31 protein-coding genes are annotated in these 23427 nt (G+C 68.7%); all 31 read right to left on the reverse strand.

What is annotated here, in order from left to right:
• Positions 1–29: 29 nt before the first annotated feature.
• The 31 genes from map to ACSNN9_RS20685 all read right to left on the reverse strand — a co-directional run bounded on the left by map (position 30) and on the right by ACSNN9_RS20685 (position 23347).
• Positions 30–905: a type I methionyl aminopeptidase gene (gene map, locus ACSNN9_RS20535; protein ID WP_436674943.1), complete on the reverse strand. Its 876-nt coding sequence runs from the start codon at positions 903–905 to the stop codon at positions 30–32.
• A gap of 93 nt (positions 906–998) precedes the next feature.
• Positions 999–1652, reverse strand: coding sequence for an adenylate kinase (locus ACSNN9_RS20540; RefSeq protein WP_091627746.1), 654 nt, complete (start codon positions 1650–1652; stop codon positions 999–1001).
• Positions 1653–2981, reverse strand: a complete 1329-nt coding sequence (gene secY / locus ACSNN9_RS20545) for a preprotein translocase subunit SecY (RefSeq protein ID WP_132230908.1) — start codon at positions 2979–2981, stop codon at positions 1653–1655.
• A 234-nt stretch (positions 2982–3215) separates the two neighbouring features.
• The gene (rplO, locus tag ACSNN9_RS20550) at positions 3216–3659 is read right to left on the reverse strand and encodes a 50S ribosomal protein L15 (RefSeq protein ID WP_121399885.1); all 444 of its coding nucleotides are present in this window, start codon (positions 3657–3659) and stop codon (positions 3216–3218) included.
• Complete coding sequence (gene rpmD, locus ACSNN9_RS20555; protein WP_074314584.1) at positions 3659–3841, reverse strand: 50S ribosomal protein L30; 183 nt, start codon at positions 3839–3841, stop codon at positions 3659–3661. The genes rplO and rpmD overlap by 1 nt, the downstream gene beginning before the upstream one ends.
• A complete protein-coding gene (rpsE, locus tag ACSNN9_RS20560) occupies positions 3841–4455 on the reverse strand; it encodes a 30S ribosomal protein S5 (RefSeq protein ID WP_007073019.1) in 615 nt (204 codons plus the stop codon). Before rpsE ends, rpmD begins: the two co-directional genes overlap by 1 nt.
• Before the next feature lie 33 nt (positions 4456–4488).
• Complete coding sequence (gene rplR, locus ACSNN9_RS20565) at positions 4489–4878, reverse strand: 50S ribosomal protein L18 (RefSeq protein ID WP_088960261.1); 390 nt, start codon at positions 4876–4878, stop codon at positions 4489–4491.
• Complete coding sequence (gene rplF / locus ACSNN9_RS20570) at positions 4875–5417, reverse strand: 50S ribosomal protein L6 (RefSeq protein WP_436674944.1); 543 nt, start codon at positions 5415–5417, stop codon at positions 4875–4877. The genes rplR and rplF overlap by 4 nt, the downstream gene beginning before the upstream one ends.
• Before the next feature lie 16 nt (positions 5418–5433).
• Positions 5434–5841 (reverse strand): 30S ribosomal protein S8, encoded by a 408-nt coding sequence (gene rpsH, locus ACSNN9_RS20575; RefSeq protein ID WP_013288624.1) that lies wholly within the window; start codon positions 5839–5841, stop codon positions 5434–5436.
• A 118-nt stretch (positions 5842–5959) separates the two neighbouring features.
• Positions 5960–6145, reverse strand: a complete 186-nt coding sequence (locus tag ACSNN9_RS20580) for a type Z 30S ribosomal protein S14 (RefSeq protein ID WP_088998358.1) — start codon at positions 6143–6145, stop codon at positions 5960–5962.
• Between the two features lies 1 nt (position 6146).
• Entirely contained in the window at positions 6147–6716 is a 570-nt protein-coding gene (gene rplE, locus ACSNN9_RS20585) for a 50S ribosomal protein L5 (protein ID WP_123240579.1), read from the reverse strand.
• Positions 6716–7036, reverse strand: coding sequence for a 50S ribosomal protein L24 (rplX, locus tag ACSNN9_RS20590; RefSeq protein ID WP_172896341.1), 321 nt, complete (start codon positions 7034–7036; stop codon positions 6716–6718). The genes rplE and rplX overlap by 1 nt, the downstream gene beginning before the upstream one ends.
• Complete coding sequence (rplN, locus tag ACSNN9_RS20595; RefSeq protein WP_007465279.1) at positions 7033–7401, reverse strand: 50S ribosomal protein L14; 369 nt, start codon at positions 7399–7401, stop codon at positions 7033–7035. Before rplN ends, rplX begins: the two co-directional genes overlap by 4 nt.
• Positions 7402–7498: 97 nt before the next feature.
• Positions 7499–7774 (reverse strand): 30S ribosomal protein S17, encoded by a 276-nt coding sequence (rpsQ, locus tag ACSNN9_RS20600; RefSeq protein ID WP_121399889.1) that lies wholly within the window; start codon positions 7772–7774, stop codon positions 7499–7501.
• Positions 7771–8007 carry a 50S ribosomal protein L29 gene (gene rpmC, locus ACSNN9_RS20605; RefSeq protein WP_436674945.1) on the reverse strand — a complete coding sequence of 79 codons (237 nt, stop codon included), beginning with the start codon at positions 8005–8007 and terminating at the stop codon, positions 7771–7773. The genes rpsQ and rpmC overlap by 4 nt, the downstream gene beginning before the upstream one ends.
• Positions 8007–8432, reverse strand: coding sequence for a 50S ribosomal protein L16 (gene rplP / locus ACSNN9_RS20610; protein WP_007465292.1), 426 nt, complete (start codon positions 8430–8432; stop codon positions 8007–8009). Before rplP ends, rpmC begins: the two co-directional genes overlap by 1 nt.
• A 3-nt stretch (positions 8433–8435) precedes the next feature.
• Positions 8436–9293 carry a 30S ribosomal protein S3 gene (gene rpsC / locus ACSNN9_RS20615; RefSeq protein WP_357872461.1) on the reverse strand — a complete coding sequence of 286 codons (858 nt, stop codon included), beginning with the start codon at positions 9291–9293 and terminating at the stop codon, positions 8436–8438.
• The gene (gene rplV, locus ACSNN9_RS20620) at positions 9293–9760 is read right to left on the reverse strand and encodes a 50S ribosomal protein L22 (RefSeq protein ID WP_088998354.1); all 468 of its coding nucleotides are present in this window, start codon (positions 9758–9760) and stop codon (positions 9293–9295) included. Before rplV ends, rpsC begins: the two co-directional genes overlap by 1 nt.
• 40 nt (positions 9761–9800) lie before the next feature.
• The gene (gene rpsS, locus ACSNN9_RS20625) at positions 9801–10082 is read right to left on the reverse strand and encodes a 30S ribosomal protein S19 (RefSeq protein ID WP_088647003.1); all 282 of its coding nucleotides are present in this window, start codon (positions 10080–10082) and stop codon (positions 9801–9803) included.
• Between the two features lie 12 nt (positions 10083–10094).
• The gene (gene rplB, locus ACSNN9_RS20630) at positions 10095–10934 is read right to left on the reverse strand and encodes a 50S ribosomal protein L2 (RefSeq protein WP_091627702.1); all 840 of its coding nucleotides are present in this window, start codon (positions 10932–10934) and stop codon (positions 10095–10097) included.
• Positions 10935–10946: 12 nt separating this feature from the next.
• On the reverse strand, positions 10947–11249 hold the full coding sequence (rplW, locus tag ACSNN9_RS20635; protein WP_088998352.1) for a 50S ribosomal protein L23: 303 nt from the start codon (positions 11247–11249) through the stop codon (positions 10947–10949).
• Positions 11246–11896, reverse strand: coding sequence for a 50S ribosomal protein L4 (rplD, locus tag ACSNN9_RS20640; protein WP_101412800.1), 651 nt, complete (start codon positions 11894–11896; stop codon positions 11246–11248). The genes rplW and rplD overlap by 4 nt, the downstream gene beginning before the upstream one ends.
• Positions 11893–12558 (reverse strand): 50S ribosomal protein L3, encoded by a 666-nt coding sequence (gene rplC, locus ACSNN9_RS20645; RefSeq protein ID WP_357872457.1) that lies wholly within the window; start codon positions 12556–12558, stop codon positions 11893–11895. Before rplC ends, rplD begins: the two co-directional genes overlap by 4 nt.
• Positions 12559–12569: 11 nt before the next feature.
• Complete coding sequence (gene rpsJ / locus ACSNN9_RS20650; protein WP_007073037.1) at positions 12570–12878, reverse strand: 30S ribosomal protein S10; 309 nt, start codon at positions 12876–12878, stop codon at positions 12570–12572.
• 350 nt (positions 12879–13228) lie between these two features.
• On the reverse strand, positions 13229–14422 hold the full coding sequence (gene tuf, locus ACSNN9_RS20655; protein WP_088998349.1) for an elongation factor Tu: 1194 nt from the start codon (positions 14420–14422) through the stop codon (positions 13229–13231).
• A 219-nt stretch (positions 14423–14641) separates the two neighbouring features.
• Positions 14642–16738 (reverse strand): elongation factor G, encoded by a 2097-nt coding sequence (gene fusA / locus ACSNN9_RS20660; RefSeq protein WP_436674946.1) that lies wholly within the window; start codon positions 16736–16738, stop codon positions 14642–14644.
• A gap of 75 nt (positions 16739–16813) precedes the next feature.
• Complete coding sequence (gene rpsG, locus ACSNN9_RS20665) at positions 16814–17284, reverse strand: 30S ribosomal protein S7 (protein ID WP_077938296.1); 471 nt, start codon at positions 17282–17284, stop codon at positions 16814–16816.
• Position 17285: 1 nt separating this feature from the next.
• Positions 17286–17660, reverse strand: a complete 375-nt coding sequence (gene rpsL, locus ACSNN9_RS20670) for a 30S ribosomal protein S12 (protein ID WP_014440718.1) — start codon at positions 17658–17660, stop codon at positions 17286–17288.
• 494 nt (positions 17661–18154) lie between these two features.
• On the reverse strand, positions 18155–18502 hold the full coding sequence (locus ACSNN9_RS20675) for a hypothetical protein (RefSeq protein WP_436674947.1): 348 nt from the start codon (positions 18500–18502) through the stop codon (positions 18155–18157).
• Between the two features lie 448 nt (positions 18503–18950).
• Positions 18951–19322: a hypothetical protein gene (locus tag ACSNN9_RS20680; protein WP_358091971.1), complete on the reverse strand. Its 372-nt coding sequence runs from the start codon at positions 19320–19322 to the stop codon at positions 18951–18953.
• Positions 19323–19432: 110 nt separating this feature from the next.
• A complete protein-coding gene (locus tag ACSNN9_RS20685; RefSeq protein WP_436674948.1) occupies positions 19433–23347 on the reverse strand; it encodes a DNA-directed RNA polymerase subunit beta' in 3915 nt (1304 codons plus the stop codon).
• Between the last annotated feature and the right edge of the window lie 80 nt (positions 23348–23427).

A 23427-nucleotide genomic window follows, 5' to 3' on the forward strand; every position in this document is an offset into this window, starting at 1 on the left:
GCGGGATGCGGGCCGCCGACCGCCGACCGTCAGGCGGTGGCCGGGCGGCTGCGGGTCGCCGTCGACGGGTCCGCGGGCTGGCGGGAGGTGACCAGCTCGCCCAGGCGGGCGCGCCCGCCGTCCGGCGCGGTGAGCACCCAGACGCCGTCCGGGAGCAGCGCCATCGTGTGCTCGACGTGCACCGCCATCGACCGGTCCCGGGTGATCACGGTCCAGCCGTCGGAGAGCTCGACCGTCCGGGGCGAACCCATCGTGATCATCGGCTCGATCGCCAGCGCCATGCCCGGCACCAGGCGCGGGCCCTTGCCCGGCCGCCCGTGGTTGAGCACGTGCGGGTCCTGGTGCATCTCGGTGCCGATGCCGTGCCCGCCGTAGCCGTCGACGATGCCGTACCGCCCGCCCTTGCGTACCGCGTCCTCCACGGCGTGCGAGATGTCGGTGAGCCGGCCCTTGCCGCTGGCCGCGCCACGGGCGGCGGCGGCGATGCCCGCCCACATGGCGTCCTCGGCCACCGCGGCCATCTTCAGCAGCGCCGGGTCGACCTCGCCCACGCCGACGGTGATGGCGGCGTCGCCGTGCCAGCCGTCGAGCACCGCGCCGCAGTCGATGGAGATCAGGTCGCCGTCGCGGAGCACCTGCTGCGCCGACGGGATGGCGTGCACGACCTGCTCGTTGACGGACGAGCAGATCGACGCGGGAAAGCCGTGGTAGCCCTTGAAGGAGGGGACGGCACCGGCCTCGCGGATGGTCGACTCGGCGATGGCGTCCAGGTCGGCGGTGGTGACCCCGGGGGCGACCGCCTCCCGCATCCGACGCAGCGCGGCGGCGACCACCAGCCCGGCGGCCCGCATCTTCTCGATCTGGTCAGGGGTCTTCAGCTGGATGTCCAGCTGGGGACGACGCATGGAGCCGTTACCTTTCGTTGCCGATGCCGAAGAGCGGGGCACGTCGGACGTACCCCGCTCTTCGCACTCTATCCGCCGGAGCCCGGCGGGACGTCAGCCGCCGTACGACCGCAGGGCGTCGATGGCGCGGACGGTGACGTCCTCCACCGGGCCCGTGGCGTCGATGCCCACCAGCTTGCCCTGGGCGCCGTAGTAGTCGACCAGCGGCGCGGTCTTGTCCGCGTACTCCCGCAGGCGGGTGGCGATGGTCTCCGGCTTGTCGTCGTCGCGCTGGAACAGCTCGGCGCCGCACCGGTCGCAGATGCCCTCACGCGAGGTGGCGTCGAACTCGACGTGCCAGATCTTGCCGCAGCCCCGGCAGGTGCGCCGGCCGGAGAGCCGCCGGATCACCTCGTCGTCGTCGACGACCAGCTCCAGCACCAGGTCCAGCGCGGTGCCCAGGTCGGCGAGGAGCTTGTCCAGCGCGGCGGCCTGCGGCGTGGTGCGCGGGAAGCCGTCGAGCAGGAAGCCCTCGGAGGCGTCCGGCTCGGCGAGCCGGTCCCGCACCATGTTGATCGTGACCTCGTCGGGCACCAGCTCCCCGGCGTCCATGTAGCGCTTCGCCTCGACGCCGAGCGGGGTGCCCTGCGAGACGTTCGACCGGAAGATGTCGCCGGTGGAGATCTTCGGAACCGAGAGGTGCGCGGCGATGAACTCGGCCTGCGTGCCCTTGCCCGCACCCGGCGGGCCAACCAGAACGAGTCTCATCTACCGCAGGAACCCTTCGTAGTTCCGCTGCATCAGTTGGCTCTCGATCTGCTTGGTGGTCTCCAGACCGACGCCAACCATGATCAGCACAGCGGTGCCGCCGAACGGGAAGTTCAGGTACTGCTGCTTGTCCAGCCAGATGAAGAAGAAGTTCGGCAGGATCGAGATGATGCCCAGGTAGAGGGCACCCGGCAGCGTGATCCGGCTGAGGATGAAGTCGAGGTAGTCGGCGGTCGGCTTGCCGGGGCGGATGCCCGGCACGAAGCCGCCGTACTTCTTCATGTTGTCCGCGACCTCGGTCGGGTTGAACGTGATCGAGACGTAGAAGTACGTGAAGAAGATGATCAGCAGGAAGTAGACCGCGATGTAGATCGGGCTGGTCGGGTCGACCAGGTTGTTCTGGATCCACGCCTGGGTCTTGCCCGGGTTGTTCTGGTCGAAGAACTGGAGCGCCAGCTGCGGCAGGTAGAGCAGCGACGAGCCGAAGATGACCGGGATGACACCCGCCTGGTTGACCTTCAGCGGGATGTAGGTCGAGGTGCCGCCGTACATCCGCCGGCCGATCATGCGCTTGGCGTACTGCACCGGGATCCGGCGCTGCGCCTGCTCGATGAAGGTGACCGCGGTGATGACCACCAGGACCAGCGCGATGACGAGCAGGAACTTGCCCCAGCCGCCGGTCTGCTTGATCTGCCAGCCCTCGCTGGGGAGCCGGGCGGCGATCGAGGTGAAGATCAGGACGGACATGCCGTTGCCGACGCCCCGGTCGGTGATCAGCTCACCGAGCCACATCACCACACCGGTGCCGGCGGTCATCGTCATGACCAGGAGGCTCAGCGTCAGCCAGTCCGGGATGCCGGTCCCCTCGGGGATGATCGGGAACTGGTCGCACTGGTTGTTGAAGAGCTGCCCGGAGCGGGCCAGCGCCACGAACGCCGACGCCTGGAGGACACCCAGGCCCAGGGTCAGGTAGCGGGTGTACTGGGTGATCTTCGCCTGGCCGGACTGGCCCTCCTTGCGGAGCTGCTCCAGCCGCGGGATCACCACGGTCAGCAGCTGCAGGATGATCGACGCTGTGATGTAGGGCATGATGCCCAGCGCGAAGACCGATAGCTGCAGCAGCGCGCCGCCGGAGAAGAGGTTGAGCAGGTTCATCACGCCCGTGGAGCCGTTCTCCATGGCGTCGATGCACTTCTGGACGTTGCCGTACGAGACGCCCGGGCTGGGCAGCGTCGCCCCGAGCCGGTAGACCGCGATGATGCCTACTGTGAACAGCAGCTTCTTGCGCAGGTCAGGCGTACGGAACGCACTGAGAAAGGCGGACAGCAACTTCTTCCTCCTGCGCGAGGCGGGCCGCCGGTGATCCCTGGCGGGGCGGGTCGGGTGCCGGGCGAGTGCCCGATATCCATGGCTGGGAAGGGACTCTAACAGCCCGATCCCGGTCCGGGCAGATGTGCCCGGCTACATAAACCGAATCCGATGTTACCCGGCGCACACGTGCCAGGCAGACCATGGCGCCCGCCCAGTTGCGACAACTGAGCGGGCGCCATGGTCGTACAGCCCTTACAGCTCGGTGACGGAGCCACCGGCGGCAGTGATCTTCTCCTTGGCCGACGCGCTGAACGCGTGCGCCGACACCTGGAGGGCGACCCCGCCGAGGTCCCCGGTGCCGAGGACCTTGACCGGGTGGCCCTTGCGGACCGCGCCGGCCTCGACCAGCTCGAGCGGGCCGACCTGGCCGCCGTTCGGGAACAGCTCGGCGAGCCGGTCCAGGTTGACCACCTGGAAGACCACCTTGAACTTGTTCTTGAAGCCCTTCATCTTCGGCAGGCGCATGTGGATGGGCATCTGCCCACCCTCGAACGCCGCCGAGATGTTCTTGCGGGCCTTGGAACCCTTGGTACCGCGACCGGCGGTCTTGCCCTTGGAGCCCTCACCGCGACCCACGCGGGTCTTCGCGGTCTTGGCACCGGGCGCCGGGCGCAGGTGGTGGACCTTGATCGTCATTACTCGACCTCCTCGACCTTCACGAGGTGGTTGACCGTGAAGATCATGCCGCGGATCTCCGGACGGTCCTCCTTGACCACCACGTCGTTGATCCGCTTGAGACCGAGCGAACGCAGCGAGTCACGCTGGTTCTGCTTGGTCCCGATCCCGGACCGGACCTGGGTGACCTTCAGGCGAGCCATCAGGAAGCCACCCCCGCCCGCGACGCCAGCATGGCGGCCGGCGCGACGTCCTCGACCGGCAGGCCACGACGGGCGGCGACGGCCTCGGGGGACTCGAGCCCCTTCAGCGCCGCCACGGTGGCGTGCACGATGTTGATCGGGTTCGACGAACCGAGGCTCTTGGAGAGCACGTCGTGGATACCCGCGCACTCCAGCACGGCACGCACCGGACCGCCGGCGATGACACCCGTACCGGCGGACGCCGGCTTGAGCAGCACCACACCGGCCGCGGCCTCACCCGTCACCGGGTGCGGGATCGAGGAGGCGATCCGCGGCACCTTGAAGAAGTGCTTCTTGGCCTCCTCGACGCCCTTGGCGATGGCCGCGGGCACCTCCTTGGCCTTTCCGTAGCCCACACCGACGGTGCCGTCGCCGTCGCCCACGATCACCAGGGCGGTGAAGCTGAAGCGACGACCACCCTTCACGACCTTGGCGACGCGGTTGATCGCGACGACCCGCTCGAGGTGCGGGGTCTTCTCGACGGGCGCGTTTCCGCGGCCGCCCTCACGGCGGTTGTCGCGGCGACCACCCTCGTTGCCACCGGACCCGCCGCCACGGCGCTGTTGACCTGGCATCAGCAGCCTTCCTTCTCTCTCGTGACGGGGTTTCTAGAACTCGAGCCCGGCTTCGCGGGCGGCGTCGGCAAGCGCGGCTACCCGCCCCGCGTACCGGTTGCCACCGCGGTCGAAGACGACCTTGGAGACGCCGGCGGCCTTGGCCCGCTCGGCGAGCAGGGCGCCGACCTTGCCGGCCAGGGCGCTCTTGTCGCCCTCCGCGCCGCGCAGCGAGGCGTCCAGGGTCGAGGCCGACGCCAGGGTGTGACCCTTGGTGTCGTCCACGATCTGGGCGACGATGTGCCGCAGGGAGCGGGTGACCACGAGGCGGGGACGCTCGGCGGTGCCGCTGACGTTCTTGCGGACCCGGAAGTGCCGGCGCGCACGCCCGACGGCACGCTTGGCGGCGACGCCGCGGCGGCGCTTGAGCAGCGTGGCGCTCACTTCTTACCTGCCTTTCCAGCCTTGCGGCGGATGACCTCGCCCTGGTACTTCACGCCCTTGCCCTTGTAGGGCTCCGGCGGGCGGATCTTCCGGATGTTGGCGGCGACCTCACCGACAAGCTGCTTGTCGATGCCGGCCACGTGGAACAGCGTCGGCTTCTCCACCGTGAAGGTGATGCCGGCGGGCGCCGTCACGTGCACCGGGTGCGAGAACCCGAGCGCGAACTCCAGGTCCTGGCCCTTGGCGGTCACGCGGTAACCGGTGCCGGCGATCTCCAGGCTCTTGCGGTAGCCCTCGGTGACGCCGACGATCATGTTGGCGACCAGGGTACGGCTGAGGCCGTGCAGTTCCTTGGCCTTGCGCTCGTCGTTCGGGCGGTTGACGTTCAGCTGCCCGTCCTCGGCCCGGTCGATCGTGATCGGCTCGGCCAGGGTGTGCGAGAGCTCGCCCTTCGGGCCCTTGACCTTGACGGTCTGCCCGTCGATCGTGATGTCGACGCCGGCTGGCACCGGGATCGACTTACGTCCAATACGCGACATTTCTACCTGTCTCCCGTTACCAGACGAAGGCGAGGACTTCCCCGCCAACGCTCCGCTTGCGGGCCTGCCGGTCGGTGAGCAGCCCCTGGGACGTCGAAATGATCGCCACGCCCAGCCCGCCGAGCACCCGCGGGAGCCCGTCCGACTTGGCGTAAACCCGCAGACCGGGCTTGGACACTCGCTTGATGCCGGCCAGGCTCCGCTCCCGGTTCTGGCCGTACTTCAGCTCGACGACCAGTCGCTTGCCGACGGCGCCCTCCTCGGGCTCCTCGACCGACCAGGTGGCGATGTAGCCCTCGGCCTTGAGGACCTCGGCGATGTTCGCCTTGATCTTCGAGTAGGGCATCGTCACCCGGTCGTGGTACGCCTGGTTGGCGTTACGCAGACGCGTGAGCATGTCTGCGATCGGGTCGGTCATCGTCATGGATTTCGTCAGCCTTTCTCGCCGGGGTTCCCGGGGCCTTCCGCCCCGGGCCTACGGCGAAGAGCAATACGTGATCGGTGCAAGGGGTCCCGGCCGCCAGGCCGGGACGCGGTCGCCCTTACCAGGAAGCCTTGGAAACGCCCGGCAGCTCACCGCGGTGGGCCATCTCCCGGATGCAGACCCGGCAGAGACCGAACTTGCGGTAGACCGCCTTGGGACGCCCGCACCGCTGGCAGCGGGTGTACGCGCGAACCGAGAACTTCGGCTTCGCGGCCGCCTTGTGGATCAGCGCCTTCTTGGCCATCTCAGTTCTCCTTGAACGGGAAGCCCAGGAGCTTGAGCAGCGCCCGGCCCTCGTCGTCGGTCGTGGCGGTCGTGACCACCGTGATGTCCATGCCCCGCTGCCGATCGATCTTGTCCTGGTCGATCTCGTGGAACACCGACTGCTCGGTCAGACCGAACGTGTAGTTGCCGTGCCCGTCGAGCTTGCGCCCGTCCAGACCACGGAAGTCACGGATACGCGGCAGCGCGATGGACAGCAGCCGGTCCAGGAACTCCCACATCCGGTCGCCGCGAAGGGTCACCTTCGCGCCGATCGGCATGCCCTCGCGGAGCTTGAACTGCGCGATGGACTTGGTCGCCCGCCGCACCTGCGGCTTCTGGCCGGTGATGGTGGCCAGGTCCCGGACGGCGCCGTCGATCAGCTTGGCGTCCCGGGCCGCCTCGCCGACACCCATGTTGACGACGATCTTGACCAGCCGCGGCACCTGCATGGGGTTGCCGTAGTTGTGCTGCTCCTGCAGCTGCGCCACGATCTCGTTGCGGTACCGCTCCTTGAGGCGCGGCATGGTCTTGGTTTCGGTAGCCGTGGTCATCACAGGTCCTTACCGGTGCTACGCGCGATGCGGACCTTCTGGCCGTTTTCGTCGATCCGGTAACCGACGCGGGTCGGCTTGCCGTCGGAGTCCAGGACCTGCACGTTCGAGACGTGGATCGGGGCCTCCTGGGTGACGATGCCACCGGTCTTGGCGCCACGCTGGGTGGTGCTGATGCGGGTGTGCTTCTTGACCCGGTTCACGCCCTCGACCAGGACCTTGTCCTGCCGCGGGTAGGCCGCGATGACCTTGCCCTTGGCACCCTTGTCCTTGCCGGCGATGACGACGACCGTGTCGCCCTTCTTGACCTTCACGGTCACAACACCTCCGGCGCGAGAGAGATGATCTTCATGAACCGCTTGTCCCGCAGCTCCCGACCCACCGGGCCGAAGATACGGGTACCGCGCGGGTCCCCGCCGTCCTTGATGATGACGGCGGCGTTCTCGTCGAAGCGGATGTACGACCCGTCCGGCCGCCGCCTCTCCTTGGCGGTGCGAACGACGACGGCCTTGACGACGTCGCCCTTCTTCACACCGGCACCTGGGATCGCGTCCTTGACGGTGGCCACGATGACGTCGCCGATGCTCGCGTAGCGCCGACCGGAGCCACCGAGAACCCGGATGCACAGGATCTCCCGGGCACCCGTGTTGTCGGCGACGCGCAGTCGCGACTCCTGCTGAATCACGTCTATCTCCTATGTCTGCCGGTTCTCCGGCCGCGCACGGCGGCCGGAGCCTGGCGGAACCCGCGCCCGACTGACGCCGGGCGAGCTCGAGCCTTCGCTACTTGGCCTTTTCCAGGATCTCCACGAGCCGCCACCGCTTCGTGGCGGACAGCGGCCGGGTCTCCATGATCATCACCCGGTCGCCGATGCCGGCGGTGTTCTGCTCGTCGTGCACCTTCAACTTGCGGGTACGGCGCATGATCTTGCCGTACAACGCGTGCTTGACCCTGTCCTCGACCTCGACGACGACGGTCTTTTCCATCTTGTCGCTGACCACGAGGCCCTCACGCACCTTACGGCGGGCCCGCGCGGCGGCGGTGGTGTTCTCGCTCATGATGTAGTCACCTCAGTCGGCGCGGCCGAGAGACCCAGCTCGCGCTCACGCATGATCGTGTAGATCCGGGCGATCTCCCGACGGATGACCTGCAGCCGCCGGTTGTTGTCCAGCTGGCCGGTCGCGGCCTGCACGCGGAGGTTGAACAGCTCCGCCTTGGCCTCGCGCAGCTTCGTGACCAGCTCCTCCTCGGAGAGCTCACGCAGCTCGGAGGCCTTAACGCCCGCTGCCATCAGGATTCACCCACTTCGCGCGTAACAATGCGGCACTTCATCGGGAGCTTGTGGATCGCGCGACGCATCGCCTCTCGCGCGATCTGCTCGTTGGGGAAGGACATCTCGAAGAGAACCCGCCCCGGCTTGACGTTGGCGACCCACCACTCGGGCGAACCCTTACCGGAACCCATCCGGGTTTCCGCCGGCTTCTTGGTGAGAGCCTGGTCCGGGAAGATCGTGATCCAGACCTTGCCACCACGCTTGATGTGGCGGGTCATCGCGATACGCGCCGACTCGATCTGGCGGTTCGTCACGTACGCCGGCTCGAGAGCCTGGATCCCGAACTCGCCGAACACCACCCGGTTACCACCCTTGGACGCGCCACTGCGGTCCGGGTGGTGCGGCTTGCGGAAGCCCTTCGGGGGCTTGCGCGGCATCAGCATCTGTCAGCCCTCCTGCTGCGTTTCTGCCGCGGCGGCGACGGCGGCGGGATCCACCGCGTCACCACTCGGCGTCTCGGCCTGCTGCGCGATGGTCGTCGCGGCGGCGGCCCTGCCGGCCTCGGTACCGCCGGCGGTCGTGCCGGACGAGCCGGACCGGCCACGGCGCGGCCGCTCCGGGCGGTCGCCACGGTCACGGCGCGGGCGTGCCGGCGCCTCGGCCGGGGTCTCCCGACCCGGCACCGCGTCGCCCTTGTAGATCCAGACCTTGACGCCGATCCGGCCGAAGCTCGTACGGGCCTCGAAGAAGCCGTACTCGATGTTGGCCCGCAGCGTGTGCAGCGGGACCCGGCCCTCGCGGTAGAACTCGGTCCGGCTCATCTCGGCGCCGCCGAGACGACCCGAGACCTGGACCCGGATGCCCTTGCAGACCGGGTTCTTCATCGCGGACTGCATGGCCTTGCGCATCGCCCGACGGAAGCTGACCCGGCTGGAGAGCTGCTCGGCCACACCCTGTGCGACGAGCTGCGCGTCCGACTCGGGGTTCTTCACCTCGATGATGTTCAGCTGGACCTGCTTGCCGGTCAGCTTCTCGAGCTCGCCGCGGATCCGGTCGGCCTCCGCACCCTTACGGCCGATGACGATGCCCGGCCGGGCGGTGTGGATGTCGACGCGGACCCGGTCCCGGGTGCGCTCGATGTCGACCTTGGAGATGCCGGCGCGCTCGAGGCCCTTGGACATCATGCGGCGGATCTTGACGTCCTCGCCGATGTAGTCCTTGTAGAGCTTGTCCGCGAACCAGCGGGACTTCCAGTCGGTCGAGATGCCGAGCCGGAACCCGTGCGGGTGAACCTTCTGACCCATTACTCGGCGCCCTCCGTCTTGCTCTGCGTCTCGGCCGTCTCGGCCGGCTCCGCCTGCTTCGCCGGGGCCGCCTTCTTCGCGGCCGCCTTCTTCGGCGCGGCCGGCGCCACCGCCTCGACCGCGACGGTGATGTGGCAGGTGCGCTTGCGGATCCGGTACGCCCGGCCCTGCGCCCGCGGCTGGAACCGCTTCATGGTCGGGCCCTCGTCGACGTACGCCTCGCTGACGAGCAGCGCGTCGGGGTCCAGCCGCTCGTTGTTCTCCGCGTTGGCGATCGCGCTAGCGAGCACCTTGTACACCTGCTCGCTCGCCGCCTGCGGCGCGAACTGCAGCACCGTGAGCGCCTCCTTCGCGGGCAAACCGCGGACGAGGTTGACCACCCGGCGCGCCTTCATCGGCGAGATGCGCACGTGTCGCGCAACCGCCCGCGCGCCCGGAAGCACCGGAGCGTCGCCCTTTCCTGGCATCGCTGTAACCCCTTGTTCCTCTATCCGTATGCCCGCGGCGTCAGCGCCGACGGCTCTTCCGGTCGTCCTTCTCGTGACCCTTGAACGTGCGGGTCAGCGCGAACTCGCCGAGCTTGTGCCCGACCATCGCCTCGGTCACGAACACCGGGACGTGCTTGCGTCCGTCGTGCACGGCGATCGTGTGGCCCAGCATCTCGGGGATGATCGTCGAGCGCCGCGACCAGGTCTTGATGACGTTCTTCGAGCCCTTGTCGTTCTGCGTCTCCACCTTCTTGAGCAGGTGGTCGTCGATGAACGGGCCCTTCTTCAGGCTGCGAGGCATGTCTTATCTCCCTCAGCCGCGCTTACGCGTGGCGTAGCGGCGGCGGACGATCAGCCGGTCACTCGGCTGGCCCTTACGACGGGTGCGGCCCTCGGGCTTACCCTGCGGGTTGACCGGGTGGCGACCACCGGAGGTCTTACCCTCACCACCACCGTGCGGGTGGTCGACCGGGTTCATGGCGACACCACGGACGGTCGGGCGCTTGCCCTTCCACCGCATGCGGCCGGCCTTGCCCCAGTTGATGTTCGACTGGTCGGCATTGCCGATCTCGCCGATGCTGGCGCGGCAGCGGACGTCGACCCGCCGGATCTCGCCGGACGGCATGCGCAGGGTCGCGTACACGCCCTCACGGCCGAGCAGCTGGATGCCGACGCCGGCCGAACGGGCCAGCTTGGCGCCGCCGCCCGGACGCAGCTCCACGTTGTGGATCGTGGTACCGACCGGGATGTTGCGCAGCGGCAGGTTGTTGCCCGGCTTGATGTCCGCGCCCGGACCCGACTCGACGCGGTCGCCCTGCTTCATGTCCTTCGGCGCGAGGATGTAACGCTTCTCGCCGTCGGCGTAGTGCAGCAGCGCGATGCGCGCGGTGCGGTTCGGGTCGTACTCGATGTGGGCGACCTTCGCCGGCACGCCGTCCTTGTCGACCCGCTTGAAGTCGATCAGACGGTACTGGCGCTTGTGACCGCCACCGTGGTGCCGCGCGGTGATCCGGCCGTGGGCGTTACGCCCGCCCTTCTTCGGCAGCGGAGCCAGCAGCGACTTCTCGGGCGTCGACCGGGTGATCTCAGCGAAGTCGGCGACGCTGGAGCCACGCCGGCCCGGCGTCGTCGGCTTGTACTTACGGATAGCCATTGTCTACACCCCTCAGCTGACCGGGCCGCCGAAGGCCTCGATACGGTCACCGTCAGCCAGCTTCACGATCGCCCGCTTGGTGGCCTTACGCTGCCCGAAACCGGTCTTGGTCCGCTTGCGCTTGCCCTGGCGGTTGAGCGTGTTGACCGTCAGGACGCGGACGTCGAAGATCTGCTGGATCGCGATCTTGATCTCGGTCTTGTTCGCGTCCGGGTGCACCAGGAAGGTGTACCAGTTGCGGTTCAGCTCGCTGTAGCTCTTCTCCGAGACGACCGGCGCAACGATGATGTCGCGCGGGTCGGCGATCGTGCTCACTTGCCACCCTCCTCGGTGGTCTCGGCGGGAACACCCAGGAACTCGTCCAGGGCGTCCTTGGTGAAGACCACGTCGTCGGCCACCAGCACGTCGTACGTGTTGAGCTGGCCGGCCTCGATCAGGTGCACCCGCGGCTCGTTGCGCAGCGACACCCAGTTCAGCTCGTCGGTGCTGCTCAGCACGACCAGGACCCGGCGGGCCTCGGTCAGCTTCGCCAGCGTGGCCAGGGCGGCCTTCGTCGACGGCTTCTCGCCCGAGACGAACGCCTCGACGACGTGCACCTGCCCGGCGCGGGCCCGGTCGGAGAGGGCGCCACGCAGGGCGGCGGCCTTCATCTTCTTCGGGGTCCGCTGGCTGTAGTCGCGCGGCACGGGGCCGTGCACGACGCCACCGCCGGCGAACTGCGGCGCGCGGATCGAGCCCTGCCGGGCGCGACCGGTGCCCTTCTGCTTGTACGGCTTCTTGCCGCCACCGGCGACCTCGCCGCGGGTCTTGACCTTGTGGGTGCCCTGCCGGGCCGCCGCGAGCTGAGCCACCACGACCTGGTGCATCAGCGCGACGTTGGCCTGGACGTCGAAGATGTCGGCGGGCAGCTCGACAGAGCCACTCTTGGAGCCTTCGACGGTGAGGACGTCAACGGTGGTCACTTGGCCGCACCGCCCTTCTTCGCCTTGGTCTTGGCCGCGGTACGGACCAGGACCAGCGCGCCCTTGGGGCCGGGAATGGCGCCGCGGACGAGCAGGAGGTTGTTCTCGGTGTCGACCGCCTGGACGGTCAGGTTCTGGACGGTGTAGCGCACGCCACCCATCCGGCCGGCCATCCGGGTGCCCTTGAAGACACGACCCGGGGTGGCGCAGGCGCCGATCGAGCCCGGCGAGCGGTGCTTGCGCTCGACACCGTGGCTGGCGCGCAGACCGTGGAAGCCGTGCCGCTTCATCGGGCCGGCGTAGCCCTTGCCCTTGGTCTTGCCGGTCACGTCGATCGAGACGCCGGCCGGGAACTCCTCGACCGTGATCTCCTGGCCGAGCGTGTAGTCCGCCGCGTCGGCGGTGCGCAGCTCGACGATGTGGCGACGCGGCGCGACGTCGGCCTTCGCGTAGTGCCCGCTGATCGGCTTCTTGACCTTGCGCGGGTCGATCGTGCCGTACGCCAGCTGGACCGCGGAGTAACCGTCCTTTTCGGCGCTACGAACCTGGCTGATGACGCACGGGCCGGCCTCGACCACGGTCACCGGGACAACACGGTTGTTGTCCCAGACCTGGGTCATGCCGAGCTTTGCGCCCAGGATCCCCTTGACTTGCCTGTCCATTTGTCCGGTCCCTACAGCTTGATCTCGATGTCGACGCCAGCCGGCAGGTCGAGGCGCATGAGCGAGTCGACCGTCTTCGGGGTCGGGTCGATGATGTCGATCAGCCGCTTGTGCGTGCGCATCTCGAAGTGCTCGCGCGAGTCCTTGTACTTGTGCGGCGAGCGGATAACGCAGAAACGGTTGATCTCCGTGGGCAGCGGCACCGGGCCCGCGACCTGCGCCCCGGTACGCGTCACCGTCTCGACGATCTTCCGAGCCGAGGAGTCGACGACCTCGTGGTCATAGGCCTTGAGCCGGATGCGGATCTTCTGTCCCGCCATGGTGGCTTCTGTTCCTTCTCTCGATGCCGCTGTGTTGCGGGCGCCTGTACCGGCTGGCACAGGCCCACTTCGCCGACCCCCGCGGTCGGGCGTGTCGCGCCCTCGGGCCAGGCTCCGCCCCGGGACTCCGGAGCGACTCTGACCGCGCGGTGGGTCAAGGCGTCGATCGCACTACCGCGACCTGAACGCCGTGCGAGGGTGGTTGGCGGACGGGCCGCCAACCACCCTACGCTCGACCGTCCTGCCACCCGGAGGTTCAGCGAAAGCCGAACACAGGCAGCGAACTGTCGTTACGCAACCTGACTAGTATGCCGCACGACCGGCGGCGGGTCTAATCGGGGTTACCTAGCTCACTTGATGATCTTGGTGACGAACCCGGCGCCGACGGTGCGGCCACCCTCGCGGATCGCGAACTTGAGGTTCTCCTCCATGGCGATGGGCTGGATCAGCTTCACCGTCATGGTGGTGTTGTCACCCGGCATGACCATCTCGGTGCCCTCGGGGAGCGTGACGACACCGGTGACGTCCGTGGTCCGGAAGTAGAACTGCGGACGGTAGTTCTGGAAGAACGGGGTGTGCCGGCCGCCCTCCTCCTTGGAGAGGATGTAGACCGTCGCCTCGAACTCCGTGTGCGGGGTCGTGGTGCCCGGCTTGATGACGACCATGCCGCGCTCGACGTCCTCGCGCTTGATGCCACGCAGCAGCAGACCGACGTTCTCGCCCGCGCGGGCCTCGTCGAGCAGCTTGCGGAACATCTCGATGCCGGTGCAGGTGGTCTTCATCGACTTCTCGCGGATGCCGACGATCTCCACCTCCTCGTTCGGCTTGAGCACGCCGCGCTCCGCGCGACCGGTGACGACCGTGCCACGACCGGTGATCGTGAAGACGTCCTCGATCGGCATGAGGAACGGCTTCTCGGTCTCGCGCTCCGGCTGCGGGATCGCGGTGTCGACCGCGGTCATCAGGTCCAGCAGCTTGCCGGTCCACTCGGGGTCACCCTCGAGGGCCTTCAGCGCGGAGACCCGGACGACCGGCAGGTCGTCACCCGGGTAGTCCTGGTTCGACAGCAGCTCACGGACCTCGAGCTCGACGAGCTCCAGGAGCTCCTCGTCGTCGACCATGTCGCTCTTGTTGAGCGCCACGACGATGTACGGCACGCCGACCTGGCGGGCCAGCAGCACGTGCTCGCGGGTCTGCGGCATCGGGCCGTCGGTCGCCGCGACCACCAGGATCGCGCCGTCCATCTGCGCGGCACCGGTGATCATGTTCTTGATGTAGTCGGCGTGACCGGGGCAGTCGACGTGCGCGTAGTGCCGCGCCTCGGTCTGGTACTCGACGTGCGCGATGGAGATCGTGATGCCGCGGGCCTTCTCCTCCGGCGCCTTGTCGATCTCGTCGAACGGCGTGTACGGGTTCAGGTCCGGGTACTGGTCGTGCAGGACCTTGGTGATGGCCGCCGTCAGCGTCGTCTTACCGTGGTCGATGTGACCAATGGTGCCGATGTTGACGTGCGGCTTAGTCCGCTCGAACTTCGCCTTCGCCACTGGGTCCTCCTGTGGACATTCTTGGTTCGTTCGCCCCGGCGCGCCGGTCGGCGCTTAGGACTCTGTCGACAGCCTTTCCGGCCTGACGGCCGGAGAGCTTTGGTGGGTTCTGCGGCGATGAAGCCTACAGGCCCGGTCTCACGCATCCCGACCGAGGTGGCCGCGGGCGGGAACACCCTCCCGCGACCGCCCCGGATCATCGATCACGTCAGGTGAGGGTCACTCACCCGTCGCCTTGGCGATGATCTCCTTCGCGACCGAGGCCGGAACCTCGGCGTAGGAGTCGAACTGCATGCTGTAGCTAGCCCGGCCCTGGGTCTTCGACCGCAGGTCGCCGACGTAGCCGAACATCTCCGACAACGGCACCAGAGCCCGGACGACGCGGGCGCCGCTGCGCTCCTCCATCGCCTGGATGATGCCGCGGCGGGAGTTGAGGTCGCCGATGACGTCACCCATGTTCTCCTCAGGAGTGGTGACCTCAACGGCCATCATCGGCTCGAGCAGCGCGGGGTCGGCCTTGCGGGCCGCCTCCTTCATCGCCATCGAGCCGGCGATCTTGAATGCCATTTCCGACGAGTCGACCTCGTGGTACTGGCCGTCCACCAGCGTCAGCTTGACACCCACCAGCGGGAAGCCGGCGAGGATGCCGTACTGCATGGCGTCCTGCGCGCCCGCGTCCACCGACGGGATGAACTCCCGGGGGATGCGGCCACCGGTCACCGCGTTGGCGAACTCGTAGGTCGGGGCGTCGTTGCCCAGCGGCAGCGGCTCCAGGCTGATGATCACCCGGGCGTACTGGCCGGAACCACCGGTCTGCTTCTTGTGGGTGTACTCGACCTTCTCCACCTTGCGGCGGATGGTCTCGCGGTACGCCACCTGCGGCTTGCCGATGTTGGCCTCGACGTTGAACTCGCGGCGCATCCGGTCGACCAGGATGTCCAGGTGCAGCTCGCCCATGCCGGAGATGACCGTCTGACCGGTCTGGTCGTCCAGCTTGACGCGGAAGGTCGGGTCCTCCTCGGCCAGCCGCTGGATGGCGGTGCTGAGCTTCTCCTGGTCGGCCTTGGTCTTCGGCTCGATGGCCACCTCGATGACCGGCTCCGGGAAGGTCATCGACTCCAGGATGACCGGGTTCGCCGGGTCGCACAGCGTGTCACCGGTGGTGGTCTGCTTGAGACCCTGCACCGCGATGATGTCGCCAGCCTGGGCCGAGCTGCGCTCTTCCCGCTTGTTGGCGTGCATCTGGTAGATCTTGCCGATCCGCTCCTTGCGGTCCTTGGTGGAGTTGACCACCTGGGAGCCGGACTCGAGCGTGCCGGAGTAGATCCGGACGTAGGTGAGCTTGCCGAGGTGCTTGTCCGTCTGGATCTTGAAGGCAAGGCCCGAGAAGGGCTCCGACTTCGACGGCTTCCGCTGCATCGGGGTCTCGCCGTCGGTGGCCGTACCCTCGATCGCCGGGATGTCCAGCGGCGACGGCAGGTACGCGACGACCGCGTCGAGCATCGGCTGGATGCCCTTGTTCTTGAAGGCGGTGCCGGTGAGGACCGGGTTGGCCTTGCCGTCGATGGTGGCCCGACGGATGGCGGCCTTGATCTCCTCGACGGAGATCTCCTCGCCCTCCAGGTACTTCTCCATCACCGCGTCGTCGACGTCGGCCAGGGTCTCCATCAGCTTCTCGCGCCACTCCGCGGCGGAGTCGACGAGGTCGGCCGGGATCTCCTCGATCGCGTAGTCCTCACCCTTCTGCGTCTCGCCGCGCCAGGTGAGGGCCCGCATCTCGACCAGGTCGACCACGCCGATGAAGTCGGACTCGGCGCCGATCGGGATCTGGAGGACCAGCGGGGTGGCGTTGAGCCGGTCGATCATCATCTGCACGCAGCGGAAGAAGTCGGCACCGGTCCGGTCGAGCTTGTTGACGAAGCACATCCGGGGGACGTTGTACTTGTCCGCCTGCCGCCAGACGTTCTCCGTCTGCGGCTCCACGCCGGCGACGCCGTCGTAGACCGCGACCGCGCCGTCCAGCACCCGCAGCGACCGCTCGACCTCGACCGTGAAGTCGACGTGGCCGGGCGTGTCGATGATCTGGATCGTGTGGCCCTTCCACTCACACTTGGTAGCAGCGGAGGTGATGGTGATACCACGCTCCTGCTCCTGCTCCATCCAGTCCATGACGGCACCGCCCTCGTGGACCTCACCGATCTTGTACGTGATGCCGGTGTAGAAGAGGATCCGCTCGGTGGTGGTGGTCTTACCGGCATCGATGTGGGCCATGATGCCGATGTTGCGTACGTTGGCGAGCGCGTCTGCGGCGGCCACTTCAATCCCTACTTATCGTCGTCTCGACACAACTGGTGGCGGTTCCGGCGCCACGAGGGCGCCGGAACCAGGGTGTTACCAGCGGTAGTGCGCGAAGGCCTTGTTGGACTCGGCCATCTTGTGGGTGTCCTCGCGCCGCTTGACGGCGGCACCGAGGCCGTTGCTCGCGTCCAGCAGCTCGTTCATCAGCCGCTCGATCATGGTCTTCTCGCGACGGGCGCGGGAGTAGGTGACCAGCCAGCGCAGGCCCAGGGTGGTCGCCCGGGCGGGGCGGACCTCGACCGGGACCTGGTAGGTGGCGCCACCGACGCGGCGGCTGCGCACCTCGAGGGTCGGCTTGACGTTGTCCATCGCCCGCTTGAGGGTGACGACCGGGTCGGTGCCGGACTTCTCACGGCAGCCCTCGAGGGCGGCGTAGACGATGCGCTCGGCGAGCTGACGCTTACCGCGCAGGAGGATCTTGTTCACCAGCTGGGTGACCAGCGGCGAGTTGTACACCGGGTCAGCGACCAGCGGCTTCCGCGGAGCGGGTCCCTTGCGCGGCATGTCAGCTCTTCTCCTTCTTCGCGCCGTAACGGCTGCGAGCCTGCTTGCGGTTGCGGACACCCTGGGTGTCCAGCGAACCGCGGACGATCTTGTAACGCACGCCGGGGAGGTCCTTCACACGGCCGCCACGGACGAGCACGATCGAGTGCTCCTGCAGGTTGTGGCCGACGCCCGGGATGTAGGCGGTCACCTCGATCTGGCTGCTGAGCTTGACACGAGCGACCTTGCGCAGCGCCGAGTTCGGCTTCTTCGGGGTGGTGGTGTACACGCGGGTGCACACGCCGCGCCGCTGAGGGGAACCCTTCAGCGCCGGGGTCTTGGTCTTACTCGTCTTCGCCTGGCGGCCCTTTCGGACCAGCTGCTGGATCGTGGGCACCGGGTTTCTCCGCTCCCTTCGACCGCCTGGTGGCGGCCGCACCGTCTGCCGTAGCCGACCTGATGGCCGACTCTCCTACATTCCGACCAGGGCCACCTCACGGTGGTCCCGGCACCCGCGGTCGGGCGTGTCGCCCAGCTCACGGCCCCGGCGCCGACGCTCGCGCATGTCGACCGGGTCTTGCACCGGCGCACGGCAGGCCGCGCGCCGGGTCTTTGGCTCTTTGTCGTGCTCCCACGCGAACTCCGGCTCACCGGATCCAGCGCACGCACGAGTCGCCCGGGCTTGCCCGGGCGCAAGGGGAAAGAGTACCTACCACAACCGCACAGGTCAAAACGGAGCGGCTGGCAGAGCGTCCACCGCCCGCCGATCGAACCCGTCACGCCTACCCGCCCGTGGTGGGCACCTACGGATCCAAGTGTACCGGCTTCCCCACGGACCGGCCCGTCGACCCCGTCACGGCCGTGGTCACGCCCCACGGCGGGGCGCGGGCGTCACCCGAGCGCCAGCAGCAACGCCAACCCCAGGCCGAGCAGGCTCAGCAGCAGTCCCGCCCCGCCGCAGCCGACCCCGGCCACCGCCAGGCCCCGCCCGGCGAACCGGACCGCCGGCGGGGCCGCCGGGCGTCGGATCTGCCGCATCCCCAGCAGGCCGGCCACCACGGCGCCCGCGCCGGCCAGGACACCCAGCACCGTGAAGGCGCCGGCCGCCCAGGCGCCGTCCACTCCGCCGACCGCGCCGACGCAGATCACCAGCAGCGCGACCAGGGTCGAGGCGATCCCGGCCACCAGCGAGCCCACGGCCAGGCCGGAGGTGACCGGCGGCACGTCGAGGTGCACCACGCCGAACGGCGTACCCGCGACCGGGTCGACCCGCTTCGGCGGCCGGGCGGCCTCGCGCGGCGGCGGAGGCGTCGGGGCCGGGCCCCGGCCCCCGGCCGGCGACGGGCCCACCGCCCCGGACGAGGCTCCCCAGGGGGACACCGACGACGGGCGCGGGTCCCCACCCGCGGACGGGGCACCCCAGGGCGACGCCGGCGGCGGGTACCCCGGCGCGGACGGGGCGCCCTCGCCCGCGTCGGGCCGCGCCCACCGCGGCCCGCCGGGCAGGGCGTCGGAATTCGCGGCGGGGGGCGCCACGGGATCGCTGCCCGGGTAGCGCGCCGGTTCCGTCACGGGTCCTCCTGTCGACGTCTCGGCGTCCACCGCCGCGCGACGGACACCGGGCCAGGCTACCGCCGCCGGCCCGACGGCCCGCGCCCGGCGCGACCCGGCACCCCCGGGCGGTCGGTCAGTCCACGTTCGGGGCGAAGTCCTGCCCGTAGGGCGTGTCGGCGAGGCGGACCACCCCGAGCACCACCGCGGCCACCACGCTGACGGCGGCCAGCACCAGGCCCGCCCAGGCCAGCCGCTCCCCCCGGCGCAGCCAGGCGGCACCGGTCAGGAAACCCCCCGAGGCGTACGCCTCCCGACGCGCCTGGCGGGCGAGCTGGAGCGCCACCGTGGCCGGCACCACGCCACCGACGAACAGGCCGGTCAGCGCCCCGATCAGGCCCAGTGCGAAGACCGCCCGCGCCTTGGTGGCCCGGGCCGGGTCCGGGTCGAGCGGGTGGCGGGGCAGCCCCGGCTGGGCGACGGGCGCCTGCCCGGGTGCGGTCGTCATGCCACCATCATGCCCCGGCCCGGTCCGCCGCGGCGCCCGCACGGGCCACCCCGGTCCCGGGACGCGGCGAGGCCCCCGGCGGGTGCCGGGGGCCTCGTCGATCGTGCTGCTTAGCGGTACGACCCGAAGTCGAAGTCGTCCAGCGGAACCGCCTGGCCGCTGGCCGGCCCGAAGCCGTAGTCGGTCTCCGGGTAGCCGGTCATCGAGTAGACCTTGGCCTTCGCCTCCTCGGTCGGCTCGACCCGGACGTTGCGGTACTTGCTGATGCCCGTACCGGCCGGGATGAGCTTACCGATGATCACGTTCTCCTTGAGGCCGACGAGCGAGTCGCTGCGCGAGTTGATCGCCGCGTCGGTCAGCACCCGGGTGGTCTCCTGGAAGGAGGCCGCCGAGAGCCAGGAGTCGGTGGCCAGCGAGGCCTTGGTGATACCCATCAGCACCGGACGACCGGCGGCGGGCTCGCCGCCCTCGGAGACGAGTCGGCGGTTCTCCGACTCGAACAGCGCCCGGTCGACCAGCACGCCCGGCAGGAACTCGGTCGAGCCGGAGTCGATGACCGTCACCCGCTTGAGCATCTGGCGGATGATGATCTCGATGTGCTTGTCGTGGATGAGCACACCCTGCGAGCGATAGACCTCCTGGACCTCACTGGTCAGGTGGACCTGGACCGCCCGCGGACCCATGATCCGCAGCAGCTCGTGCGGGTCGATGGTGCCCTCGGTCAGCTTCTCACCGACCGCGACGTGACCGCCGTCGTGGGTCCGCAGCCGGACCCGCTTGGAGATCTTGTCGTAGACGATCTCGTCGCTGCCGTCGTCCGGCACCACGATGATCTTCCGCGAGCGCTCGCCGTCCTCGATCCGGATCCGACCGGGGGTGTCGGCGATGGGCGCCTTGCCCTTCGGGACCCGGGCCTCGAAGATCTCCTGGACACGGGGCAGACCCTGGGTGATGTCCTCACCCGCGACACCACCGGTGTGGAAGGTACGCATCGTCAGCTGCGTACCCGGCTCACCGATCGACTGGGCGGCGATGATGCCGACCGCCTCGCCGACGTCCACGGTCTTGCCGGTCGGCAGCGAACGGCCGTAGCACGCACCGCAGACGCCCAGCTTCGACTCGCAGGTGAGCACGCTGCGCACCCGGACCGTCTCCACCCCGGCGGCGACGATCTTGTCGACCAGGATCGAGTTGATGTCCTGGCCGCGCTCGGCGACGACGACGCCGTCCGGCCCCTTGATGTCGTCGGCCAGCGTCCGCGCGTGCACGCTGGTCTCGGCGTGCTCGTGCACGACCAGGGTGCCGCCTCCGGCGGCCTCCTGACCGCTCGCGTCGATCCTCTGACCAATCTGCATCGGGATGGCGCGGTCGGTGCCGCAGTCCTCCTCGCGGATGATGACGTCCTGCGAGACGTCCACCAGACGACGGGTCAGGTAACCCGAGTCGGCGGTACGCAGGGCGGTGTCCGCGAGACCCTTGCGGGCACCGTGCGTGGAGATGAAGTACTCCAGCACGGACAGACCCTCCCGGTAGCTGGCCTTGATCGGCCGCGGGATGATCTCGCCCTTCGGGTTGGCCACCAGACCACGGATCGCCGCGATCTGCCGGAGCTGGAGGAGGTTACCGCGGGCACCCGAGTTGATCATCTTCCACAGCGGGTTCTCCTGCGGCAGGGCGGTGTCCATCTCCTTGGCGACCTCGTTCGTCGCCTTGGTCCAGATCTGGATGAGCTCGCCGCGACGCTCCTCCGGGGTCATCAGACCGCGCTGGTACTGCTTGTCGATCTGGTCGGCTTCCTTCTCGTACCGCTCCAGGATCTCCCGCTTGCGCGGCGGGGCGATGACGTCCTCCATGCCGATCGTCACGCCGGACCAGGTGGCCCAGTGGAAGCCGGCCTCCTTGAGCCCGTCCAGGGTGGCGGCCAGCGCCACCTTGGGGAAGCGCTCGGCGAGGTCGTTGACGATCGCGGAGAGCTGACCCTTGCGGATCTCGTAGTTCACGAAGCGGTAGCCCTGCGGCAGCGTCTCGTTGAACAGCACCCGGCCGAGGGTCGTCTCCACGGTCAGCGGCTCGCCCTCGACCCAGCCCTCCGGGGCGGTCCACGCCTCGGCGCCGGCACCGTTGTCGACCCCGACCACGCCACGCAGGCGGATCTTCACCGGGGCCTGGAGGTGCAGCTCGCCGTTGTCGTACGCCATCCGTGCCTCGGCGTCCGAGCTGAACGCCCGACCCTCGCCCTTCTCGCCCGCCGTGAGGTGGGTGAGGTGGTAGAGGCCGATGACCATGTCCTGGGTGGGCATGGTGACGGGCTTGCCGTCGGCGGGCTTGAGGATGTTGTTCGACGACAGCATCAGGATCCGCGCCTCGGCCTGGGCCTCGGCGGACAGCGGCACGTGCACCGCCATCTGGTCGCCGTCGAAGTCGGCGTTGAACGCGGTGCAGACCAGCGGGTGGATCTGGATGGCCTTGCCCTCGACGAGCTGCGGCTCGAAGGCCTGGATGCCCAGGCGGTGCAGGGTCGGCGCCCGGTTCAGCAGGACCGGGTGCTCGCCGATGACCTCTTCCAGCACGTCCCACACGACCGGCCGCTGCCGCTCGACCATCCGCTTGGCGGACTTGATGTTCTGCGCGTGGTTGAGGTCGACCAGCCGCTTCATCACGAACGGCTTGAACAGCTCCAGCGCCATCTGCTTGGGCAGGCCGCACTGGTGCAGCTTGAGCTTCGGGCCGACGACGATGACCGAACGGCCGGAGTAGTCGACGCGCTTGCCCAGCAGGTTCTGCCGGAACCGGCCCTGCTTGCCCTTGAGCATGTCGGAGAGCGACTTCAGCGGGCGGTTGCCCGGCCCGGTGACCGGCCGGCCGCGACGGCCGTTGTCGAACAGCGCGTCGACGGCCTCCTGGAGCATCCGCTTCTCGTTGTTGACGATGATCTCGGGCGCGCCGAGGTCGATCAGCCGCTTGAGGCGGTTGTTCCGGTTGATCACGCGGCGGTACAGGTCGTTCAGGTCGGAGGTCGCGAAGCGGCCACCGTCGAGCTGCACCATCGGGCGCAGGTCCGGCGGGATGACCGGCACGCAGTCGAGCACCATGCCGAGCGGCGAGTTGCGGGTGTTCAGGAACGCCGCGACGACCTTGAGCCGCTTGAGCGCCCGGATCTTCCGCTGGCCCTTGCCGGAGCGGATGGTCTCGCGCAGGCTCTCGGCCTCGGCGTCGAGGTCCATGTTCTGGACCAGTGCCTTGATGGCCTCGGCGCCCATGCCGCCGGTGAAGTACTCGCCGAACCGGTCCCGCAGCTCGCGGTAGAGCAGTTCGTCGGTGACGAGCTGCTTCGGCTCCAGCTTGCGGAAGGTGTCCAGCACCTCGTCCAGGCGGTCGATCTCGCGCTGGGCCCGGTCGCGGATCTGGCGCATCTCGCGCTCTCCGCCCTCCTTGACCTTGCGCCGGACGTCCGCCTTGGCACCCTCGGCCTCCAGCTCGGCCAGGTCGGCCTCGAGCTTGGTGGCCCGCTTCTCGATCTCCGAGTCGCGGCTGTTCTCGGCCTGCCGCTTCTCGGCCAGGATCTCGTTCTCGATCGTCGAGAGGTCACGGTGACGCGACTCGGCGTCAACGCTGGTCACGACGTACGAGGCGAAGTAGATGATCTTTTCGAGGTCCTTGGGGGCGAGGTCCAGCAGGTAGCCCAGCCGGCTCGGCACGCCCTTGAAGTACCAGATGTGGGTCACGGGAGCGGCGAGCTCGATGTGCCCCATCCGCTCACGACGGACCTTCGACCGGGTCACCTCGACGCCGCAGCGCTCGCAGATGATGCCCTTGAACCGGACCCGCTTGTACTTACCGCAGTAGCACTCCCAGTCCCGCTGCGGACCGAAGATCTTCTCGCAGAAGAGCCCGTCCTTTTCCGGCTTCAGGGTGCGGTAGTTGATCGTCTCAGGCTTCTTGACCTCACCGTGCGACCACTGACGGATGTCGTCAGCGGTGGCGAGGCCGATGCGCAGCTCGTCGAAGAAGTTGACGTCGAGCACTATGTCCCCTATGTCGTCGTCTGTACTGCTAGCTAGTGGGTGGGGTGGGGGGCCGGCTCGCGCCGGGACAGGTCGATGCC

It is taken from the genome of Micromonospora sp. URMC 107, assembly GCF_051386315.1.
GTDB lineage: Bacteria > Actinomycetota > Actinomycetes > Mycobacteriales > Micromonosporaceae > Micromonospora.